We start from the raw sequence: 17898 nt of genomic DNA on the forward strand, positions 1-17898 counted from the left end.
AATCCTTTCATACGTGCTAATTTAGTGCATAAGACTTGCTTAACTTACATACGTCCCTGCAATGCAGGAGTTTCATAAAAAATAATCTATTTTTACAATTTGGGTCCTAACTTCTTACGTAAAAACTCACGGCCACGATGCACCCGGGTCTTGATCGTCGTTACAGGCATATCCAGCACATCGCCGATCTCCTGAAGCGACAAATCCTGCAGATAGCGCAGAATCATAACCGACCTGTACTTCACGGGCAGGCTGTCGATGGCTTCATAGATGAGTCTCTGTGTCTCCGAGAGCAGCAGCTCCGTCTCCGGGGTCACATTATCGCTCGGAATCATCGAATACCCGTCAATCCCCTCCTGGTCGTTCATCTCGGCATCCAGGGAATAGGTCGGGCGACGCTTACGCAGCCGGTCAATGCAGAGGTTCGTGCCAATCCGGTAGATCCATGTCGAGAACTTCTGCTTATCATCATACCTGTCCAAATTTCTGTAGACGCGCAAAAAAGTCTCCTGAACAACATCCTCCGCCTCATGGCGGTTATTCAGCATACGGTAAGCCAAATGATAAATTTTGTCTTTATATAGTTCCACAAGCTCGGCAAATGCCCTTTGGTCACCCTTCAGGGCGAGCTTTGTCAGTCTGCCTTCCAGATTCTCCACCTGTTAACTCCCCCAGACTTGCCGCCCTTGGACTTTCAGCTCTTCGAAGACCACGGTACAAGCATTTAAATCGTAAATCATGTGCTTGCAAAAATCAAGGTTTGTATTGTTACCTTCTATATAATGTGCTGGAAAAGCTTGCTGCCGGGTTGCTGGCGGCTGATCGCTGGAGGAACCCCCTGGCCCCCCTGGCGGCTGATTAGTCGGGGGCTGCGCAGAACATTTGGACTTCCGGTCGCTGTTATTGGCAGATTTCTTGATTGGAACCGCACGCTGCGGTTGAAATCTGCCAATAAAGGCGAACGCTATCGCTCCTACAGTTCCAAATTTCCGCTCCGCCCCCTCCATCAGCCTGGTTCCCCCCACTGCTTTTCTTGTTGCCCAGGTATATCTCAGGCAACAATGGGGTGGGGCATGGGCTCGGCCGGGTCTGCGACTCCCGGCCTCCCTTCCTTTACAACAAAATCCTCCTAACACATAGAGCATGACGTTGCCTTATGCCCCTCTTAGGGCAGCACCCCACTGTTTTGCATCCACCTGCTTTATCCTCATTCTATTTCTATTCGGTTTTTCACATACATTGGCTCATATGTGCCTTCGTGACCGCCAATTCCTATAAAAAAAGCCCACCTCCGGTTAGGAAGCGGGCGGGGAATTCTGAAGCGGCTTAGGGCAGGCTTCAAAGATTCAAGACCGAAAGACCAGGGCCTAAGATCGGAAAATCAAAACCTTAAAGTGGCTTCGCCGACTTTGAGATCCAAAACCTTAAAGCGGCTTCGCCGACTTTGAGATCCAAAATCCTAAAGCGGCTTCGCCGACTTTTTAGATCAAGATCGTCAGAGCGGGTACTCACAAACCATCAGCCGGTATTCCGAAGACCGGCAGCAATACCATTGATCGTGAGCAGTACCTCACGCAGCAGCTCAGCGTCATCCCCCTCAGCCTCACGCAGGGCGCGAAGCTCGGCGAGGAGCTGAACCTGGAGGTAGCTGAGCGGATCAACATACGGATTGCGCAGGCGGATGGATTCCTGAATGACCGGAACATTATCCAGAATGTCCTGCTGGCCGGTGATCTGGAGAATCAGCTCGGAGGTCAGCTTGAACTCAGCCTCAATCTGGCCGAAGATTCGCGCACGTGCTTCCTCGTTCTTGCCCATTCCGGCGTATTCCTTGGCGATGACAAGATCCGCCTTCGCAATAGCCATCTGCAGCGTATCGATCAGGGTCGTGAAGAATGAGAAGTTCGCATACATATGCTGCATGATCTTCATATTCTCTTCCTTGCCCTCATAGAAGCTCTGCAGACCAGTTCCGGCGGCATACCATGCTGGAAGCAGATAACGGCTCTGCGTCCAAGCGAATACCCAAGGAATCGCACGCAGGTCCTCGAAGCGCTCGCTATTCTTCCGCTTCGAAGGGCGTGAGCCGATATTCAACTCGCCTACCTCCGGCAGCGGGGTTGATTCTTTGAAGTACGTCAGGAAATCCGGATCACGGAAGATCAGATCCTGATACTTGTTCAGCGAGACTTCAGAGATACGGGCAATAATCTCATCCCACTTGGCTTCGTACAGATCCGCTTGCGGCGATCTGGCATGAATAGCGGCCGTAATCAGAGCGGATGTCGCCTGCTCCAGACTGCGGTAAGCAATGCCTTTCATCGAATAACGGGAGGAGATAACCTCACCCTGCTCGGTAATCTTAATCCCGCCGCCGATGGTGGAAGCCGGCTGGGCCAGAATGCTCCGGTTGAGCGGCATACCGCCGCGTCCCAGGGCGCCGCCCCGTCCATGGAAGAATTTCAGCTTAATGCCGAACTCATCGGCAGTCGCTGTGATCTGCTTCAGGGCCACTCGCAGCTCCCAGTTCGCGGTAACGACGCCGCCGTCTTTATTACTGTCGGAATATCCCAGCATAATCTCCTGCAGATCATTCATCGCACGGACCGCATCGCGGTAGATCGGCATGTTGAGCAGCGTACGCATAATCTGCGGCGCATCATGCAGGTCGTCAATCGTCTCGAACAGCGGCACAGCCTGCAGAGTACAGACTACCGTACCGTCGTTGTCTTTGCGGAACAAGCCGACTTCCTTGGAGAAGACCATAACCTCCAGAATATCGCTTGCCGCCTCCGCCATACTGATCAGATAGCTTGTGATACACTGCTTGCCGTATTCCTCCTGCGCCTCATAGATCGCACGGTATACCGCCAGGCATTCCTCTGTCCCTTCACTATACGACTGGTAAGGGGAAGTCAGCGGACGCGGATCATTCAGCAGCTTCTCCAGCAGCACAATCTTCTCTTGCTCCGACAGCTTGGAGTAATCCGGTGTAACATTCATCTTGGCCAGAACCTCTGTCATTGCATTCTCATGCTCCTGGCTGTGCTGGCGGACATCCAGCGTAGAGGTGTGGAAGCCGAAGAGCTCCACCTGACGAATCAGCTTCTTAATGTAGGTATCTGCTACATAATCGGCGTAGTGATGCCGCAGGCTGCGGTCAATCACGTTCAGGTCGTCGATGAATTGCGCCGGGGTTGCGTAGCGCTCTGGTGTTCCTTTTTTCTCATCGTCCAGCACATTCTGTGTCTTGGAGATCATATAGCTGAGCTTAATCCGGTAAGGCTCGTTATCATTACGCCAGGCATCGACCCGGTTAAGATTGATAATATTCCGGTCTGCCTCAATCGATTCCAGCAGTTCCGGCGTCACATTCACAATGCTTGTACTAAAGCTCAGGTACTGCATCAGCTCGCGCATAATACGCTGGTATTCACGAATAGCCAGCTTGCGCTGCAGACGGAGGGTCTGCAAGGTAACGGATGCCTTCACGGAAGGGTTGCCGTCGCGGTCTCCCCCGATCCATGAACCGAAACGCAGATAGGTCGGTACGTGCCAGTTCTGGCCCGGATAATATTTGCTCAGACAGCGCTCAAGCTCCTGATATACATCCGGCAGCACTTCAAAAATCGTCTCATGGAAGTAATACATCCCGTTACGCACTTCATCCAGCACCGTTGGCTTACGGTCACGCAGTTCATCGGTCTGCCACAAGGTAATAACCTCATTCAGCAGCTTCTCCCGGAGCTGTTCCCGTTCGCGGAACGTTAGCGTCGGATTATCCAAGCCCATGACGTCGTCGGAGATCCGTTTGTGGATATCGAGAATCGCACGGCGCATAGCTTCAGTAGGGTGAGCGGTCATAACCAGCTCGAGTGACATGCCGCTCATAATCTCAAGAACCTCTTCGTGGGAGAAATCCCGTTCGCGAAGCTCCTGAACCGCGCTCTCAATCGACCCCGGCTGTACAGTCTCCCCGGCAGAACGTTCGTAGTCGCGTTTACGGCGAATCCGGTGGTTCTGCTCGGCGATATTCACCAGCTGGAAATAAATCGCAAAGGCACGGATCACCTGATGGCGATTCTCCGGGTCCAGTGAGCTAATCAGCTCTTTAAATTCGTTGTGCAGTTCAGGCAAAAACAATGAGCGCAGCGATTTGCTGGTCTCCCGGATTTTCTCCACAATATCCAGCAGTTCGTTGCCGCCTTGGTGTACCAAGACTTCGCCCAGTATGTTCCCCAGGAACCGTACGTCCCGCCGCAGCAGATTGTTGGAGTTGCTTTTGCTAACGGTAGTCGTAAGTTCGGTCATGCTGCTCCCCCCATCCTCTTCCGGATCAATGCTCTTAACATTGTCTATTTGAAAAGCTTCCTCATATCATACAATAAAACCGCCCGGAAATCTTCAACTTTATTGCGCGGTAAAGCAGTGCAGTGATTTCGATTATACACCAAACCGGCCATTTATGCAGTCCCAAAAAATTATGTATTTCTTCCTGGTATATTCTCTCTTTGATATGTACTTTATGCAGTGTTCATGTGAAGTTATATGACGTAAAACGACAAAAACAGCCAGCTCCGCAGAGCCGGCCGTTGATCACAGGTTAACTTTTATTTCATTGTGTGCCCTGAGCGGTTGTTGAATGCCAATTCGAATAATCCGGTAGCCGATAACCCGGCCAATCCGCCTGACCATAGACGCAAGATCAACTCCAGCTCTGTAAAAGGATACGCCGCCGCTCCAACCAGCAGCCCGATGCCAAGTCCGATAAAAGGGATGCTGTTACGCGGCAAACGGGTATTATTTTTGATCAGCTGCACTAGGGTAAGAATAAAGACCGACAGGATTGAGGCAAAAGCCAATACATTATCCAGCAGTTCGCTGTTCATCATGAGATTGCTCCTTTCTGCGGGATGGTGGTGATATCAACGGTGTTGGCAGCCGGATGGTAGGCAATCTGAGCGCCCAGTGCCTCCGCAATTTTACGTGCAGGAACATAGGTAACCCCATTCTCCAGCCACCCGTCCGCAATCTTCCTCCCATTCACCTGTACTGCAACTTTCATCTGAGTCCTCATCGCTTGTTCCTCCTTGGGCTTGATGCGTTCAACCACCGCCTCCACGGCCGCAGCCGTAGGCTTTTTCCCCGTTCGCAGATCTGCCAGACTTAATCCGAAGCTCATCTGCAGATGCGGGTAATCCTTGAAGCTGGTCCAGTCGCCGCCCCATTCGAACCCGATGGCCTTAGCGTGCTGCACCACCTCCAGCCAATCCCGGGTCCCATTCTGGTTCTCATCCCTGTTCATATCCCAAGAGACACTTGAACCATCCGGAAGCAGCAGCGCAAAATCCGCCGCCAATCCATAATTGTGATAGCTGTACCCGCCGCGCGCATTCGTCACGATTGCTCCCGGCCGGGTTCGCCCCTGGGCATAGAGCGCATCCTGTTCGGCAATCGTCCGCAGACCTTGCGTGATCAGGATGGGAACTCCAACAGCATAACTGCGTTCAATCAGTGCAGTCGCTGCGGCAAGGACGGCGGGATGAAGTCCGGACAGGCGGGCAGCGGATTTATTCAGGACTTGAGCCAGCGTCAGCATGCGATTCCTCCCCTTTCCTGATTTCAGAGAGGACCACGAACAGATCCCGGCGTCTGGTGTACATCAAGAGGGTTAGAATGACTAGCCCTAGGGTCGTTCCCGTCTGGGCAATAGCCCAGGCATCCGATTGCAGCGAGCTTCGTATAGCGTCCGGGGCGGGAGCGGAGCTGAATCTGATCCAGAAGGCCACCGCCATTTTTACCGTATACGCCCCGAGGAAAAAGAACGCCGCCAGCATAAACAGACTGACCACGCGCACCCGGAATCTTCGGCGGAAATACAAAAAAAGCGCAGCCATCAGCAGCAGCGCACAGATAAAGGATATAGAATAGGCCAGTAACAACACAATATCAATGCTGCTCATCTTCTGCCCCCCGATCATAGATTAGGAACTCGGCGAACCCGTTGTTCCTGATTTCATCCTGAATGTCCTGAGAGACATTCTTGTACCTGCGGATAGAGAGCGAAACTTTATGTCCGGCAAGCGCCAGCCTCCGCTCTCTGTCCCGGTGCAGGGGCGATAGACGCTTGATCCACGCACTCAGCACGTTATCCCCCCCTGTCTTCTTCATTAATACTATTACTACCCGTATGGTTGCCCGCGGAATGGTCTATCTTCAATCGCTGCAGGACTTCAAGCGTGGGTGCCATGAAGTCTGACCGCTCTTTGTCGAGGATATTCTGCAGCCGGTCCCGGTCTTCCTCAGCACGCTCCAGCAGTTCACGCGGCACCAGATTCCCCTTCACAATTGACCGTAAAAGCACAAGCATAATCATGAGCAGAATCAGAGCGATGATATAAGCCAGTCCATACTTATCCGCAAGCGGCAGCAGCTTCTCCAGATTCGCAACATCGTTGCTGTCCATTGCTTCACTCCCTTCTGTGTGGTTATTAAAGTGGTTATTAAAGTGGTTATTAAAGTAGTTCTATAAGACGCACTTAAGATTTAAACTTGAAGCTTCATCGTCACTGTGGTGAATATTTGGACTTAGCCCCCGGACGAGTCCGAGGGCAAAATAAAAACGCCCTGAGCGGCGCCTGTGGCAATCTACTCTTCAGTTACAAGGAACGTAAGTCCGTTCTCCACCAGAATCTGCTTGACCGCAGGCTTCAGCGTAGAGGGGACCTCGCTATACTTCGTCTTCCCCAGCATGACGCGTTGTGCGAAAAATAATGCCATTGCTCTCACCACCTTTCTATAATAGAGGTAATGCGCAGGTTAGATCCGCTGAACGATTACGTGTAGACTTGCGTGGCCATCTCCGCAATGAGATCCTCAATGAAATCCGCCCGTTCGCTTAGTGCGTTATTCTGCGCCTTTAGCCACAGATTCTCCTGCTGAAGCTGTTCCATCTCCGTAAGTACCGGCGGCTTATTCGCTTCTTCTTCTTGATACGCTTCCCACGCCGCCTGTAATTCAGCCTCTGTCGGCTGTGGCGCGTCCAGATTCCAGACGGCGATATATGGGCCGCGCTCCACCAGATCATAGTCCTCGCCTTCGATCAGCAGATTATAGTCAATGCCATGGCGGTAGTGGACGCCCTCTACGAGTTGTTCGCCGATTTCTGGCGGCTTGATCTCGTAGCGTACCTGGCCCTTGGTTTCGGCTTCCGGCCGCAGGACGGGTTCTGGGCCGTTGTCTTGGACGATGAAGTCGTGCATGGGGTTGGCAGTTGGGTATAAATAGTTAATTGCTTGTGCTAGGTTCATTTATTCATCTCCTTTATGCAACTCGAATTAAAGATACATGTGTGTATGGATCATGAGCAGAAATAGAAATATTTTGAGTAGGGTTTATGAATATTTCTACGTACTCTCCCGCACTAAGGCGCAAAAGCGAAGATCCACCCAATGATAGCCCTAATTGACTCGCATCACTCGTCTGTTCTATTAAAAGTCCATTTAGATTCCCATTTACGAAAGCTCCAATAGCGGCCCGCCCTGCTCCTGAATTAGATATCGCTACACGGACATTCAATAGATATACTCCCGTTTCAGGAGAAACAAGTCGACTGTTTGCTATGTCCGCAACATTTTTAATACTGTAAAGAGACTGGTTTAATGTAACCTTGCCCCATACTCCAGCACTTAACAATTGGTCAGAGAGAGGCTTCATTTCAGCCATAGGCCGATTTAATGTTGTATTATCCCCCCATGGGTTAATAACCCCAGGCCCCATTGAAATAGTTGCTCCATTTGAGGTATATGAAACTCCCGACAAGGAATTTCCATCTCCACCGATTTTCGCCGATTCCATTGCATAATATGCGTTAGAATTCGAAACACCAGAACACCAAATTACGTAGACATTTGACCCACTGCGAGCCAATATAGCCGCCCATTTATTAGATATAGTACACGTTGCAAGAACTGCAGTTCCGCCATAGATAACGAACGCAGAGTTTGAATTATCAACTGCTAACGCTGAACATTTATTAAAATATGTCCAAGAGCAATAACTAAATTCAAAACAATTCGAACTGTTTGTAGTACTGGTAAGTGTAGATAATGTTACAGGAATTGTATTTGCGCTGCCTAAAACATTTAATATATTCACGGTAGCTGTTCCCGAAATGCCAAAAGAACCTTTTCCTGTAAATCCTTTAATTACTATTGTTTCAGCATAGTTACCTGCCGCAACATTAATATTCACATCATGGTTGATTACTTTAGGGAGCGTATTAATTGCTTTTGTAATCGTCTTAAAAGCCCCACCCGCCGTATTAGAAAGCCCGGTGTTATTGTCATTCCCATCAGTACGGACAAAGTAGGTAACATCCGCCGTAGTCTGCTGCGGTGTAGTCACTAGATTCGCCTTGCCATTCCAGGCCGTCTTCTCCGCATCGGTTACGAAGCGGTTGGACGAGTCCTGGACGATGACCGATGGCGAATGCGTGGAAGGATGCACATAATTATTAGCCCCCTGTGCCACGCTATCCAGCTTCGACTTGTCTGCTCCAGCCATCAGCCCGGCAGCAGTCGTGGTCGCAACTGACGTAGACGCCTTGGCATTCCATGCCGTGCGCTCCGCGGCTGTGATGTGCTTGACCGCATCCGCAGAGTGATCCTGCGCGGCCTTGACGGCGGTGTCCAGAATATCCATATTGCCGTTCAGGTCGGTGATATCTACAATGTCTGTACCATCGGGCTTTTTCAGCCCCAGATTACCCGTTGTTTTCATCGCTCACACTCCTATTCATATACTCTTAGTTCATTCCAGGTCTTGCCGTGCGCACCGTTCCAGGTGAGGGACTTCAAGGAGTCCCACCAGGTGTAGCTGTACACGAAGCTATAGTCCAGATGGGCCGGCTTAATCTCTTCCATAATCTGAATCAGCCCTGCCATATTGGCCGGGATACCCAGTGTGCCGACGAAGCGCACCTCGAAGCTGTACGCTTCGGGCACCTCGACTACCTCCACATCTCCCCCGGAAAAAGCAGACGCCGTCCGCCTAATCATTTCCGGCGTAGTTGTTCCGCTGCCTCGCAGCTTGGCCTTGATCATCTCCCGGCGGGTGGCGTAGGACTTGTTCGGATCTGAGGCCAGTCCCAGCATCCGCTCCCAGCGGGACAGCCCCCAGGTAGCGGACTCCAGTGTCTTCTGATTATCACTGTCGGCCATGGCATAAGCCACTTCACCGCAAGCTGCACCGGCGCTGGCCTGCACAGCCTCCATCTCAGGCACGCCCTGATAATAATCTGGCAGGTATTTCATTAGATCGGGAGCGGTAATCTCCGGCCCTTCCCCTGTCACACCATCTGCCGAATACGTCATAAGTCCATAGATACTGTCTCCATAAGCCACAGCTACACCCCCTTCAGCTGATTCCAGGTCAGCGGACCCTTCGGCATATAATCATGGGTATGTGCAGCCGCCGGATAGACCGAAGGCTTGCCGTCCACACCTGACCACGGAACCGTATCCGCAGCCTGGGCATAATCGACTTTACCGTTGTTATTCGTGTCGTAGATGCTTTTCAGCATATCGCCTGTGCTTTGGCCTGCCGCCAGCAGCATATTGCTGCTGCCGCTGCCGATGAACAGCTTACCGCTATCCGTGCAGTAGCCCAGCTCGCCTGCGGCTAGCGTACCCAGCGCACTCTCCAGGCCGCGGCGGATTTGAATCAATGTCTTCCGTGCCATGGTCACCGCCTCCTAGAATGTTCCGCCATCGATAGTGCTTACCGTGAGCTGGTTGCCATTGGCCGAATCGTAGACGATACTTGAGCCGTCAATGTTGACCTCAATCCCCGTCGAGTTTACCAGAATACCCTTACCCGGCTTGGCCGCAACACTGGTTGAGCCGACAATGATCCCGTTGCCTGCCCCGACGGTCAGCGTGACACTGTCCGCCTGCCCGCCGCCGGTAAGACCATTCCCAGCCGTGATCGTCTGCAGCGCGCCGCCCGTCCGCACCCAGGCGCTCCCGTTCCAGCTGTAGATCTTCTGCTCATCGTCCACATAGGCCGTCCAGCCGACAGCCGGAACATAATAAGCCCAGGCACCTGCGGCATATTCCGCAATCTGACTGGTTTTACCTGCCCAGACGCCGGTAGCGCCGGAAGGAATAATATACCGGTCTGCTTCCACGGGACTTACGGGCGGAGCCGTCAGGTGCTGATCCTTCACCGAAGCCTGCGGCTCAATATTATGCTTGGCCAGCTCGATTTCGTTTTTGATTTTTTGCGCGGACCACAGATCCGTAATCGTCGAACCGCCATCGTTAATAATTCGGTGCTTCGCGGCATCGTTAAGATGCGTTGCAATTTCTGCGGCAGTCTTGGTATTCGTGCCGTCCGACACTTTATTGGGATGCCCTGCTGTAAGATCTGCCTTGAGCACCTTGGCATACGTGGAGCCGTCAGCGATATCGTCCACCGTTCCGCTCACATCTGTTAATTTCTGCGCGTTAACCCGGCGCCAGGCGGCCCCGTCATCGAAATACAAATACCCGCTGTTACTCCCGCTGCTCACATAGTATAGACGCCCAACCGAGGCTGCCGCAGGACGCGAAGCTTCGGGACCGGACAAGGCCCGGCCCACCATGGAGTTGGAGCTACCGTCTCCGATATAGACCTCCTTCGTATCTGTACAGAAGCCCATTTCGCCCGCCTTCAGCATCCCGTAAGTGGACAGCTCGGCCCGGGTACCGCGTTTGACCTGAATGGTCTGTGCCATATTACACCTCTCTTCTAAAAGATCCGCCGTCAATCAGACCGGCCTGTTTATACCGCTCCAGTTCACGCTGCGTAGCCGTAAGCCCGCCCTGTAACTGGTTCACATCATCCGCTTCCACAGTGTCTCCCGGTGTCTCGTAAGTCACATAGACTTCGGGCACATCCGCATAGATATTAATGAGCCGCCGCCAAGGGGCCTCATCCGGGAAAGAGACCGAGTAATTCCGCACCTCTGTCCCGCTGAAGCGGGAGCCTGTGTACACGGCCAGCGTCTCATTGTTAATATTGTCGTGGGCCAGCAGTCCGCTGAATACACCACTCGTAAGCCGAAGCTTCTCCTCTACAACATGACTGCCGCCATTTGCCTTTTTGTTCAGCTTATCCTGAAAAACATCGATCTGCTCCGGATATCCCATACCTACACCTCCAGTACGACATTGCCGAACAGCGGCACTTCTGTCTCAAGCAGAGGGATATTTGCCGTTCCGCCGTTCAGCTTCAGCCCGCTATAGTCCACTACGCCCTCCGTATTCAGCAGCAATGCGCCAATGACCGATTGACTGATATAGGTAGCGGCAAAAGCCTTCTCCTTACGATACTTCTCCAGGAGCGCCGTAAAAGCTTGAATAACCGGCTGCAACGCATAGCCGGCTGCCAGCGTAACCTTAGCTGAGACATCAACCACCTTGCCTGTGGCCGATTCCACCGTCACCACCGCGCCCACCGGAGCCTGGCCCTCGCCAAGGCCCGGCGCAGGGTCAATGAACTGCTGCACCTGGGAGACCAGCAGCGGGGAAGCAGGCTGATGCTCCGCGTTCACAATGACCACCTTGACCGTCTTCGGTCCGGCCCACAGCGGGAAGACCCGCGCTCCCCCTACGCCCTGGATCTGCTGTGCCCACTCCATGTAATGATATTTATTGCCGCTCGTTGCAGGCCGCCGGGCCGAATCGAAGTACCGCTGCCGCAGCGCTTCATCCGTCTCCGCATCCGTGCCGGGAACCAGCAGGCCCGTAACCTCCCCCCGGGCCAGTCCCGGGATATAATCAATCGGCAGCAGCGCGCCTGAATACTGATTCCCCTCAGCCCCGGCAGTCTCACTCTCCAGGCGGTACGTCCCGGGAGCAAGCTTCTCCGCAGCACTATAATGGAGCAGCCCCAGGGAGAATCGGCTGCCCAGCGGAATGTCCAAGGGCTGTTCGCTGCTGGTATAAAACCTCGCGCCAAGCTGCGCTTTGCCTGCGGGCTGACGCTTCAGTCCCGTCCAGGCAATGGTTCGTTCCAGATATTCGCCGTCCGCCGTATCCGGGAAGAACAGATTATTGCTGACCTCAAGCTCCAGATACATCTGGGCCATTTCAGCCGCCGCCGGCGCAAGCGCATCATAGATAATACTTCCCTCACGCTTGTCCAGCCCCTCTGGAACCCGATCCAGCATGCGTTCCAGCAGAGCCTCGTACGTCTGATCCTCATACATTACCAATCCCCTCCTTTCTCAGCTCCACATCGCCATATACCGTTACAGCCGTACAGCTGAAGCTTACCGTATCCCCTTCAAAAAGAATCTGTACCTCCTCAAGCGCCTGAATCCGCTCATCCTGAAGCAGCGCATCGCTGATCAGCCGGCGCAGCTCCGGCCGGGCCAGCAGCCTGTCCTGACCCAGCACCAGCTTCCACTCCGTTCCGTAGTCCGTGCTATAGATCAGGTGCTCATAACGGCTGGTTTGCAGCACCTTGATTGCTGCCTGCTTCACCGCTTCGAGTCCGTCTACCCGCCCGCCGATCCGCCCCCGCTCCCAGTCCATCCGGTACGTCAGGCTCGGAGCATTCCCCGCAGCGGTCACATTCCCTTCCAGAGCTCCCGTCACCGGACCGGATCTGCCTATCGCCGGAATCATAGGTCCACCAGCCGATCGAGGACAATATAGCTCTGTCCGCCTTGCATCCGCACGAGCAGCACGCGGTCTCCCGCTTCAAGTCCACGCCGCAGCAGGATCTCCCGGCCTTCGATCACAGCCTTGCTCTCCATCACGGATTCAACCACCACCAGTGCGGCTCCTGTCAGCAGCAGCCGCTGCTCCACCTGAATCTGCAGCGGCTGTGCCAGAACCACCGTCCCATAAGACAAAGCCACCGGATTCGTATTCGATACAGCTCCGAGGCTTGCCTGTTTAATAATATCGAGCATGTTGTCTACACCACCTTAATGTCTAGGGACATCGTATGCTCCCCTCCGGAAATTTTATGGCTGCATTGATCCACCAGGAACAGCTGTGTCTGGAATTCATCCAGCAGCACGTAGATGAAGTTCCCCGCCCTCACCCGTATATCGCCAAGAGCCTGCACAGAGAGACTGACCTTCTCCCGGTTGTGCTGCTTAAGCAGATTGCCTGCCTTTTCCTGAATCTGCGCAGCATTCGCATTATCGTCCGCCTTCTGGTAGAGATGCAGGATACCCCAGCGCTTTACATTTTCTTTATCTGTGACCGGATAGAACTCGCGTTTACCGGTTTTTTCGTTGTCCTGGTAGAGTAGAATCGTATTGTACGTATTATCGTCGATGCTTCTTTTCAGCGAATAATCGTACAGGTAATGGCCTGCCCCCAGAATCACCTTTAGCAGCATGGACTGCGGACTGCGCAGCGTCAGCTTGCCGAAATCATCATAGAACGCCATCAGCTGGCCCTTATACTGCAGCTCACTGCCGACCGCACCCATAATAATATCAAGCAGCTTCTTGCCGTCTTCGATCAGCGAGGGGATCTTGTACTCCGCCGGTTCCAGTAATCCAAGCCGCAAGCCGCGGTCCTTGGCAATGGTACTGATGACCTCAGCCGCAGTAACATCCTGAAGCACATAACTGCCATTGCCCAGCAGATAGCGGATCTGATCGTACGCCGTCAGCTTGATCTCCTGATTCGCACCCGTGTCGATACTGAAGACGAAGCCGTAGAATACATCGACTCCGTCTCTGCGGAACTGCACAATATCCCCGTTGCTGATCGCGAACTTTTTATGCTGATACATCCCGCTGTCCACCAGCGTAAGCTCAAGCGTTGCAGGCTTGCCGGTCCGGGTGGTTTTCCACGTGATATCCGTAACGATTCCGGCAATATTCCAGATGGCGCCTTCCTTATTAATTATGATTAATTCCATCGCCACGGCCTCCTAAGACAGCTTGATCACTCGGCCAATTTTGAGCTTCTTCAGTTCGCTGTCCGAGATATTGTTCAGCTTTTGCAGCGTTTTGGATTTACTGCCGTCACCGAGCAGCTTTTGGGCCACCGACCAGAGCGTATCCCCGGCTTTGAGCGTATAGGTAGCGGGCGCTGCCTTCTCGCTTGCCCGTTTCTGCTGCTTCTTCACTTCACCGGTGCTGCCTACCTTCACAGCTAACGCCTGATAGAACACATACTTTTTGAGTCCAAGTGTATAATCGATATCCCCCGAGGACCCCGCACTGAGCTTCCAGGAGAAGTTCTCAATACTGACCGCCATATTAATGCCAATATCCCCGGTAAAAGTCTGTTGCGCCTGCGCCCTGGCCTGCCTCAGCCAATCTGGGGTCTGCGTATTCTGCACATTCGCCGATTTCAGCCCTGAAAAAACAAACCGGACCGGCCTGCGGCTGAGCATCCATTTGCGAATCAGCTCTACATACTCGTAGGGTTTCAACAGCTTACCGGCATTCTCTCCGGAGTACACCACAAACGGATAATACTGTGCCGGGAACATACTCTCAATCGTAATCTCCGTCAGCTTCGGATATGCAATCGCGTTGATTTCACCAAAATCCACAATCGTATAGCTTTTGCCATCGCTGTTCTCCTTGATCTCCAGCGTCTCAGGGTTCACCGGAAGCCGGATCACCTCTTCATAATTATTGAAGCTCAGATAGAATCCATACTCCTCCATGTTACGTGTACACCCCCTGCGCCGTAGAGACGAACTCCTCTTTCAGCTTTTGCCCAATCTTCGTGATGATGGAGTCAATATCGCCCGAATTATTAATATTCCCTGTTGTTACCTGCACCGTTGGCGTTAGCTCAACAAAATTCTGAATCGACTGAATCTCCGCCAGCTCCCGCAGCATATCCAGATCATCACTGGAGATATCGACCTTTTCATTGATCTTGCCTACCTCGCCCACCTTGTTGACGTTGTTCAGGCTGCCGTTTTGGTTGGCGAAAGCATTAGTAGAACCTCCCGGGATATTCTTAAGAGACTTAGGGTTAGTTAACTCCTTGGCTTTATCCGCCATTTGTTGTCCCTTATCCATGAAATTGTTCATGGCATTCTTTCCTATTTCATTCCCCTTGCCATATGCCGCTTTTGTATCCTTATAATCTGTTAGCTTGGATATTTCCAAAACTACCTTGTCTGCTGGTTTATATGCTTCAAGGCCTTGACGATATTTCCCAATAATATCACTGGCACCATGAGGGGTCTCCGGTTCCTCTACATCTAGTTTGACCTTACTGATCCCTAATGTGTCGAAGAATGGAATGTTGCTCAGCATATCAACCAGTGAGTTGAACTTGTCGAGCACCCACTGAATAGCCTTAGCCATTACCTTCATGAATCCTCCGGCGAATCCTTCTGCGCCTACAGCAATACTATACATAACATCCAGCGCACCAGCGGCAAGACCATAAAAGAATCCCTGTACTTTATTGACAGCTGAATTAAATATATAAACTAACACATCGCCAGCCAAAGTGAAAAAATTCTGGATACCAATGGCTATATTCTGCACAACTGCAGCCAGGTAGTAGAACGATCCCACAATAAATCCAATCACCTCGCCCGCCGAGACGCCAAGATGCTGCAGAATCATCAATAAGACTGCTATTACGGCAATGACGATTAAGATCGGCCAGTTAGCCACCAGCCAGGCGGCAGCAAGCATATAGACCTGAACAATCATGGCTGCCAGGAAGACAACGGCTATCGCTTCAAGAATAGGCTTAATAAATGACCAGTTATCCTGAACCACCTGAGCCAGCCATAATAGCCCGTCAACCACCATTGAGATCACATTTGCTATAAAAAGAAACCCGTTAGCCATCGCATCAATAAGCGGCGCTAGCTGCCCTGAAGTTAATGCTGTGTTAATCGTATCCATTACCGGCCGCAGAGCACCTAGAGCCTTGGTGCCTATCTGCCCAAGGGCAAGATCAATATTCTTATTCATCTTGTTCCAGTTGGCAATATCCTCAGGCAGTGCAGCTTCCTTCACAGCCTTCTCCCCGAAGGACTTAATCGCGTTAAAAGGCTTAACCACATCAGCTGTTTTGAGAAACTTCATGATCTTGGAATCGCCGCCCGGTGGAGATGGAGGTGGCGGCGGTGGAGGTGGCGGCACCGGGTCTTTCTTCAAATTAATCTTCGGCTTCGGTAGGACCTCGGGTACTGGCGGTTTAACATCCTCTTTTTTCACCTCAGGCTTTTTTTCTTCCTTTTTCTTTTTTTCTTTAAGCCCTTTCCACCAGTTCACTTTTTTGGCCTCTTCTTCCTTCGTCTTCTCTACAGCAGGCGAGGCCTCAAGCATTCGGACCCCCAACTGTTGGGATTGCGCAGCCCTTTGGCTTTGCTGCATCACCACTGTTCTGGACACATCCACTTTGACAGGCAGCCGTTTGAAGCCTTCCAGCAGCGTGTCATTAATCTGTTGCAAGGATTGAATGATCCGATCCTCTGCACGGATGATTTGTTCACTGGAACGTTTCACCGCCGCCTGAAAACCTTTTACCGACCGGTTAACCATGTCGAGATTATTATTCATCCGCAGGCTTTGTTTGTGGACGGCTTTCCAGATCGTAACCGACCTGCGCGAGATAATGACTGCTTTGGAGCTATCGATTTCCATTCTTTCACCCCCTTCATCTCTTTTTCCCCTTGCTCCGTGCGCGCTCCCGCTTCTCCTTGTCAACGCGTACAGAGATCATGGCATAGATCGCCGCGCGTTCGCGGACGGAGAGCTTCATCAGCTCATGTGGGAGAATATGCAGCTCATGGAGGGCGTAGTAGGCCAGATTGGCCTCACCATCGCCCTCGTTGATTAGTTTTTTACGTCATCCACCAGCTCGTTCATATCTGTGGCGAAGCCGTTCAGGGCCTGTACCCGTTCCCCAAGCGCAGCGAATTCCCCGGGCAGCAGCATTTTGCGCAGCAGCGATTCGGCGCCCATCACCCCGTAGGAGCGTTGAAGCTCCGTATTCTTCAGATCCGGATGCACAATGCTTGCCGTCATCAGCTTCGCCATATATTCATTGGGATCAATATCCGTAGTGTAAGTGCCGTTCTTTCCTTTGACCTTGCGGGTAGCCGCCTTGCGGCATTCCTGGTTCTCTTCCTCATTCATACTGCGCAGCTTCCAGACGGCAGGGTTACCTTCCTTGTCCTTGAACCGCAGCGAGACCGCGAATTCCTCTGTTGTATCACAAGCCGCATTTTGCGCAAAAAACAAACTTAATTCACTCATGTTGTTCCTCCCGGATTCTTATTGTGTTAGGGCAGCGAAGAGGCCCGCCGCAGAATACCGCCGCGCAGCGGCCATGGCTTCAATGAATATCCAGATACTTTGCGGCGCCTCCCGAACCTATTCATTCAATTACTCTTTTACAACCTGCGGATAGCCCGCTTAAGCTTTATTGGCCGGCATTAGCCGGAGCCGCGAAGGGCTGCACCAATTCCACATCCTCGAAGGTAAAAGCAACCTCTTCCTCCAGCGCATCCGACTCCGTATCCAGAGAAGCCATAATGACACTGTCCAGGTTGACATCCTTCAGCATGATGCGCTGAGCGCCCACGGTTGAGGACGGATCTTCATTGGTCACGATAATGCTGAAATATTGGTCTATCCCAGTCTTCATGTACTCCAGCATCATCTGGCGGAAACGGCTCGTCATATAAAAAATCGTCATCGTACCGCTGCCCGACCAGCCGGTCGCCTTATGCTGCACCCCGCGGCGTCCAAGCGTCTTCACTTCCGCCTTCTGCTTCTCTACAGTGGCTTCCAGGGTTTTAACATAGAACATTTCTTCCGTCTGTCCGTTAATCGTGGCATACGCCCGGCCCTCCTGGCCGGACAGCGTATCGCTGGCTCTCAAGAATGTCATC

General features: G+C 52.4%; 22 protein-coding genes. All 22 read right to left on the reverse strand.

Features of this window, described 5'->3' with window-relative positions; translation table 11 throughout:
* Nucleotides 1-92: 92 nt before the first annotated feature.
* Nucleotides 93-659: an RNA polymerase sigma factor SigW gene (gene sigW, locus NST26_RS28865; protein ID WP_036696241.1), complete on the reverse strand. Its 567-nt coding sequence runs from the start codon at nt 657-659 to the stop codon at nt 93-95.
* Between the two features lie 859 nt (nt 660-1518).
* The gene (gene ppc / locus NST26_RS28870; RefSeq protein WP_340957871.1) at nt 1519-4311 is read right to left on the reverse strand and encodes a phosphoenolpyruvate carboxylase; all 2793 of its coding nucleotides are present in this window, start codon (nt 4309-4311) and stop codon (nt 1519-1521) included.
* A 299-nt stretch (nt 4312-4610) separates the two neighbouring features.
* Nucleotides 4611-4889 carry a holin gene (locus NST26_RS28875; protein WP_200869530.1) on the reverse strand — a complete coding sequence of 93 codons (279 nt, stop codon included), beginning with the start codon at nt 4887-4889 and terminating at the stop codon, nt 4611-4613.
* Nucleotides 4889-5599, reverse strand: coding sequence for a M15 family metallopeptidase (locus NST26_RS28880; protein WP_340957870.1), 711 nt, complete (start codon nt 5597-5599; stop codon nt 4889-4891). Before NST26_RS28880 ends, NST26_RS28875 begins: the two co-directional genes overlap by 1 nt.
* Nucleotides 5571-5963, reverse strand: coding sequence for a hypothetical protein (locus NST26_RS28885; RefSeq protein ID WP_340957869.1), 393 nt, complete (start codon nt 5961-5963; stop codon nt 5571-5573). The genes NST26_RS28880 and NST26_RS28885 overlap by 29 nt, the downstream gene beginning before the upstream one ends.
* Complete coding sequence (locus NST26_RS28890; RefSeq protein WP_036696237.1) at nt 5950-6147, reverse strand: hypothetical protein; 198 nt, start codon at nt 6145-6147, stop codon at nt 5950-5952. Before NST26_RS28890 ends, NST26_RS28885 begins: the two co-directional genes overlap by 14 nt.
* A gap of 1 nt (nt 6148) precedes the next feature.
* Nucleotides 6149-6466, reverse strand: coding sequence for a hypothetical protein (locus NST26_RS28895; protein ID WP_340751553.1), 318 nt, complete (start codon nt 6464-6466; stop codon nt 6149-6151).
* A 182-nt stretch (nt 6467-6648) separates the two neighbouring features.
* On the reverse strand, nt 6649-6780 hold the full coding sequence (locus NST26_RS28900) for a hypothetical protein (RefSeq protein WP_340957868.1): 132 nt from the start codon (nt 6778-6780) through the stop codon (nt 6649-6651).
* A 56-nt stretch (nt 6781-6836) separates the two neighbouring features.
* Nucleotides 6837-7310: an XkdW family protein gene (locus NST26_RS28905; protein WP_340957867.1), complete on the reverse strand. Its 474-nt coding sequence runs from the start codon at nt 7308-7310 to the stop codon at nt 6837-6839.
* Nucleotides 7311-7323: 13 nt separating this feature from the next.
* Nucleotides 7324-8781 carry a hypothetical protein gene (locus NST26_RS28910; protein ID WP_340957866.1) on the reverse strand — a complete coding sequence of 486 codons (1458 nt, stop codon included), beginning with the start codon at nt 8779-8781 and terminating at the stop codon, nt 7324-7326.
* Between the two features lie 11 nt (nt 8782-8792).
* Complete coding sequence (locus tag NST26_RS28915) at nt 8793-9404, reverse strand: YmfQ family protein (protein ID WP_340957865.1); 612 nt, start codon at nt 9402-9404, stop codon at nt 8793-8795.
* Nucleotides 9405-9406: 2 nt separating this feature from the next.
* Nucleotides 9407-9742, reverse strand: a complete 336-nt coding sequence (locus tag NST26_RS28920) for a hyaluronate lyase N-terminal domain-containing protein (protein ID WP_081751111.1) — start codon at nt 9740-9742, stop codon at nt 9407-9409.
* Nucleotides 9743-9754: 12 nt separating this feature from the next.
* Nucleotides 9755-10777: a DUF2793 domain-containing protein gene (locus NST26_RS28925; protein WP_340980450.1), complete on the reverse strand. Its 1023-nt coding sequence runs from the start codon at nt 10775-10777 to the stop codon at nt 9755-9757.
* A 1-nt stretch (nt 10778) separates the two neighbouring features.
* Nucleotides 10779-11192, reverse strand: a complete 414-nt coding sequence (locus NST26_RS28930; protein ID WP_340980451.1) for a phosphoglucomutase — start codon at nt 11190-11192, stop codon at nt 10779-10781.
* Nucleotides 11193-11194: 2 nt separating this feature from the next.
* Nucleotides 11195-12253, reverse strand: a complete 1059-nt coding sequence (locus tag NST26_RS28935; RefSeq protein ID WP_340980452.1) for a baseplate J/gp47 family protein — start codon at nt 12251-12253, stop codon at nt 11195-11197.
* Nucleotides 12246-12674: a DUF2634 domain-containing protein gene (locus tag NST26_RS28940; protein ID WP_340980453.1), complete on the reverse strand. Its 429-nt coding sequence runs from the start codon at nt 12672-12674 to the stop codon at nt 12246-12248. The genes NST26_RS28935 and NST26_RS28940 overlap by 8 nt, the downstream gene beginning before the upstream one ends.
* Entirely contained in the window at nt 12671-12964 is a 294-nt protein-coding gene (locus NST26_RS28945; protein ID WP_209879675.1) for a DUF2577 domain-containing protein, read from the reverse strand. The genes NST26_RS28940 and NST26_RS28945 overlap by 4 nt, the downstream gene beginning before the upstream one ends.
* 5 nt (nt 12965-12969) lie before the next feature.
* A complete protein-coding gene (locus NST26_RS28950) occupies nt 12970-13932 on the reverse strand; it encodes an XkdQ/YqbQ family protein (protein ID WP_340980454.1) in 963 nt (320 codons plus the stop codon).
* A 12-nt stretch (nt 13933-13944) separates the two neighbouring features.
* Nucleotides 13945-14691 (reverse strand): LysM peptidoglycan-binding domain-containing protein, encoded by a 747-nt coding sequence (locus NST26_RS28955; RefSeq protein WP_076081822.1) that lies wholly within the window; start codon nt 14689-14691, stop codon nt 13945-13947.
* Nucleotide 14692: 1 nt separating this feature from the next.
* Nucleotides 14693-16645, reverse strand: a complete 1953-nt coding sequence (locus tag NST26_RS28960; protein ID WP_340980455.1) for a hypothetical protein — start codon at nt 16643-16645, stop codon at nt 14693-14695.
* Nucleotides 16646-16837: 192 nt separating this feature from the next.
* Nucleotides 16838-17260 carry a phage tail assembly chaperone gene (locus NST26_RS28965; RefSeq protein WP_036696211.1) on the reverse strand — a complete coding sequence of 141 codons (423 nt, stop codon included), beginning with the start codon at nt 17258-17260 and terminating at the stop codon, nt 16838-16840.
* Nucleotides 17261-17426: 166 nt separating this feature from the next.
* Nucleotides 17427-17897, reverse strand: coding sequence for a phage tail tube protein (locus tag NST26_RS28970; protein WP_036724540.1), 471 nt, complete (start codon nt 17895-17897; stop codon nt 17427-17429).
* Nucleotide 17898: the final 1 nt, after the last annotated feature.

It is taken from the genome of Paenibacillus sp. FSL R7-0128, from assembly GCF_038002245.1.
Classification (GTDB): domain Bacteria; phylum Bacillota; class Bacilli; order Paenibacillales; family Paenibacillaceae; genus Paenibacillus_AQ; species Paenibacillus_AQ silagei.

Coding starts and splice junctions, on each gene's coding strand:
- NST26_RS28880 (WP_340957870.1), bottom strand. CDS start 5,599: ATGCTGACGCTGGCTCAAGTCCTGAATAAATCCGCTGCCCGCCTGTCC.
- NST26_RS28940 (WP_340980453.1), bottom strand. CDS start 12,674: ATGATTCCGGCGATAGGCAGATCCGGTCCGGTGACGGGAGCTCTGGAA.
- ppc (WP_340957871.1), bottom strand. CDS start 4,311: ATGACCGAACTTACGACTACCGTTAGCAAAAGCAACTCCAACAATCTG.
- NST26_RS28955 (WP_076081822.1), bottom strand. CDS start 14,691: ATGGAGGAGTATGGATTCTATCTGAGCTTCAATAATTATGAAGAGGTG.
- NST26_RS28970 (WP_036724540.1), bottom strand. CDS start 17,897: ATGACATTCTTGAGAGCCAGCGATACGCTGTCCGGCCAGGAGGGCCGG.
- NST26_RS28935 (WP_340980452.1), bottom strand. CDS start 12,253: ATGTATGAGGATCAGACGTACGAGGCTCTGCTGGAACGCATGCTGGAT.
- NST26_RS28910 (WP_340957866.1), bottom strand. CDS start 8,781: ATGAAAACAACGGGTAATCTGGGGCTGAAAAAGCCCGATGGTACAGAC.
- NST26_RS28905 (WP_340957867.1), bottom strand. CDS start 7,310: ATGAACCTAGCACAAGCAATTAACTATTTATACCCAACTGCCAACCCC.
- NST26_RS28875 (WP_200869530.1), bottom strand. CDS start 4,889: ATGAACAGCGAACTGCTGGATAATGTATTGGCTTTTGCCTCAATCCTG.
- NST26_RS28965 (WP_036696211.1), bottom strand. CDS start 17,260: ATGAGTGAATTAAGTTTGTTTTTTGCGCAAAATGCGGCTTGTGATACA.
- NST26_RS28900 (WP_340957868.1), bottom strand. CDS start 6,780: ATGGCATTATTTTTCGCACAACGCGTCATGCTGGGGAAGACGAAGTAT.
- NST26_RS28960 (WP_340980455.1), bottom strand. CDS start 16,645: ATGGAAATCGATAGCTCCAAAGCAGTCATTATCTCGCGCAGGTCGGTT.
- NST26_RS28945 (WP_209879675.1), bottom strand. CDS start 12,964: ATGCTCGATATTATTAAACAGGCAAGCCTCGGAGCTGTATCGAATACG.
- NST26_RS28920 (WP_081751111.1), bottom strand. CDS start 9,742: ATGGCACGGAAGACATTGATTCAAATCCGCCGCGGCCTGGAGAGTGCG.
- NST26_RS28895 (WP_340751553.1), bottom strand. CDS start 6,466: ATGGACAGCAACGATGTTGCGAATCTGGAGAAGCTGCTGCCGCTTGCG.
- NST26_RS28885 (WP_340957869.1), bottom strand. CDS start 5,963: ATGAGCAGCATTGATATTGTGTTGTTACTGGCCTATTCTATATCCTTT.
- NST26_RS28925 (WP_340980450.1), bottom strand. CDS start 10,777: ATGGCACAGACCATTCAGGTCAAACGCGGTACCCGGGCCGAGCTGTCC.
- NST26_RS28930 (WP_340980451.1), bottom strand. CDS start 11,192: ATGGGATATCCGGAGCAGATCGATGTTTTTCAGGATAAGCTGAACAAA.
- NST26_RS28950 (WP_340980454.1), bottom strand. CDS start 13,932: ATGGAATTAATCATAATTAATAAGGAAGGCGCCATCTGGAATATTGCC.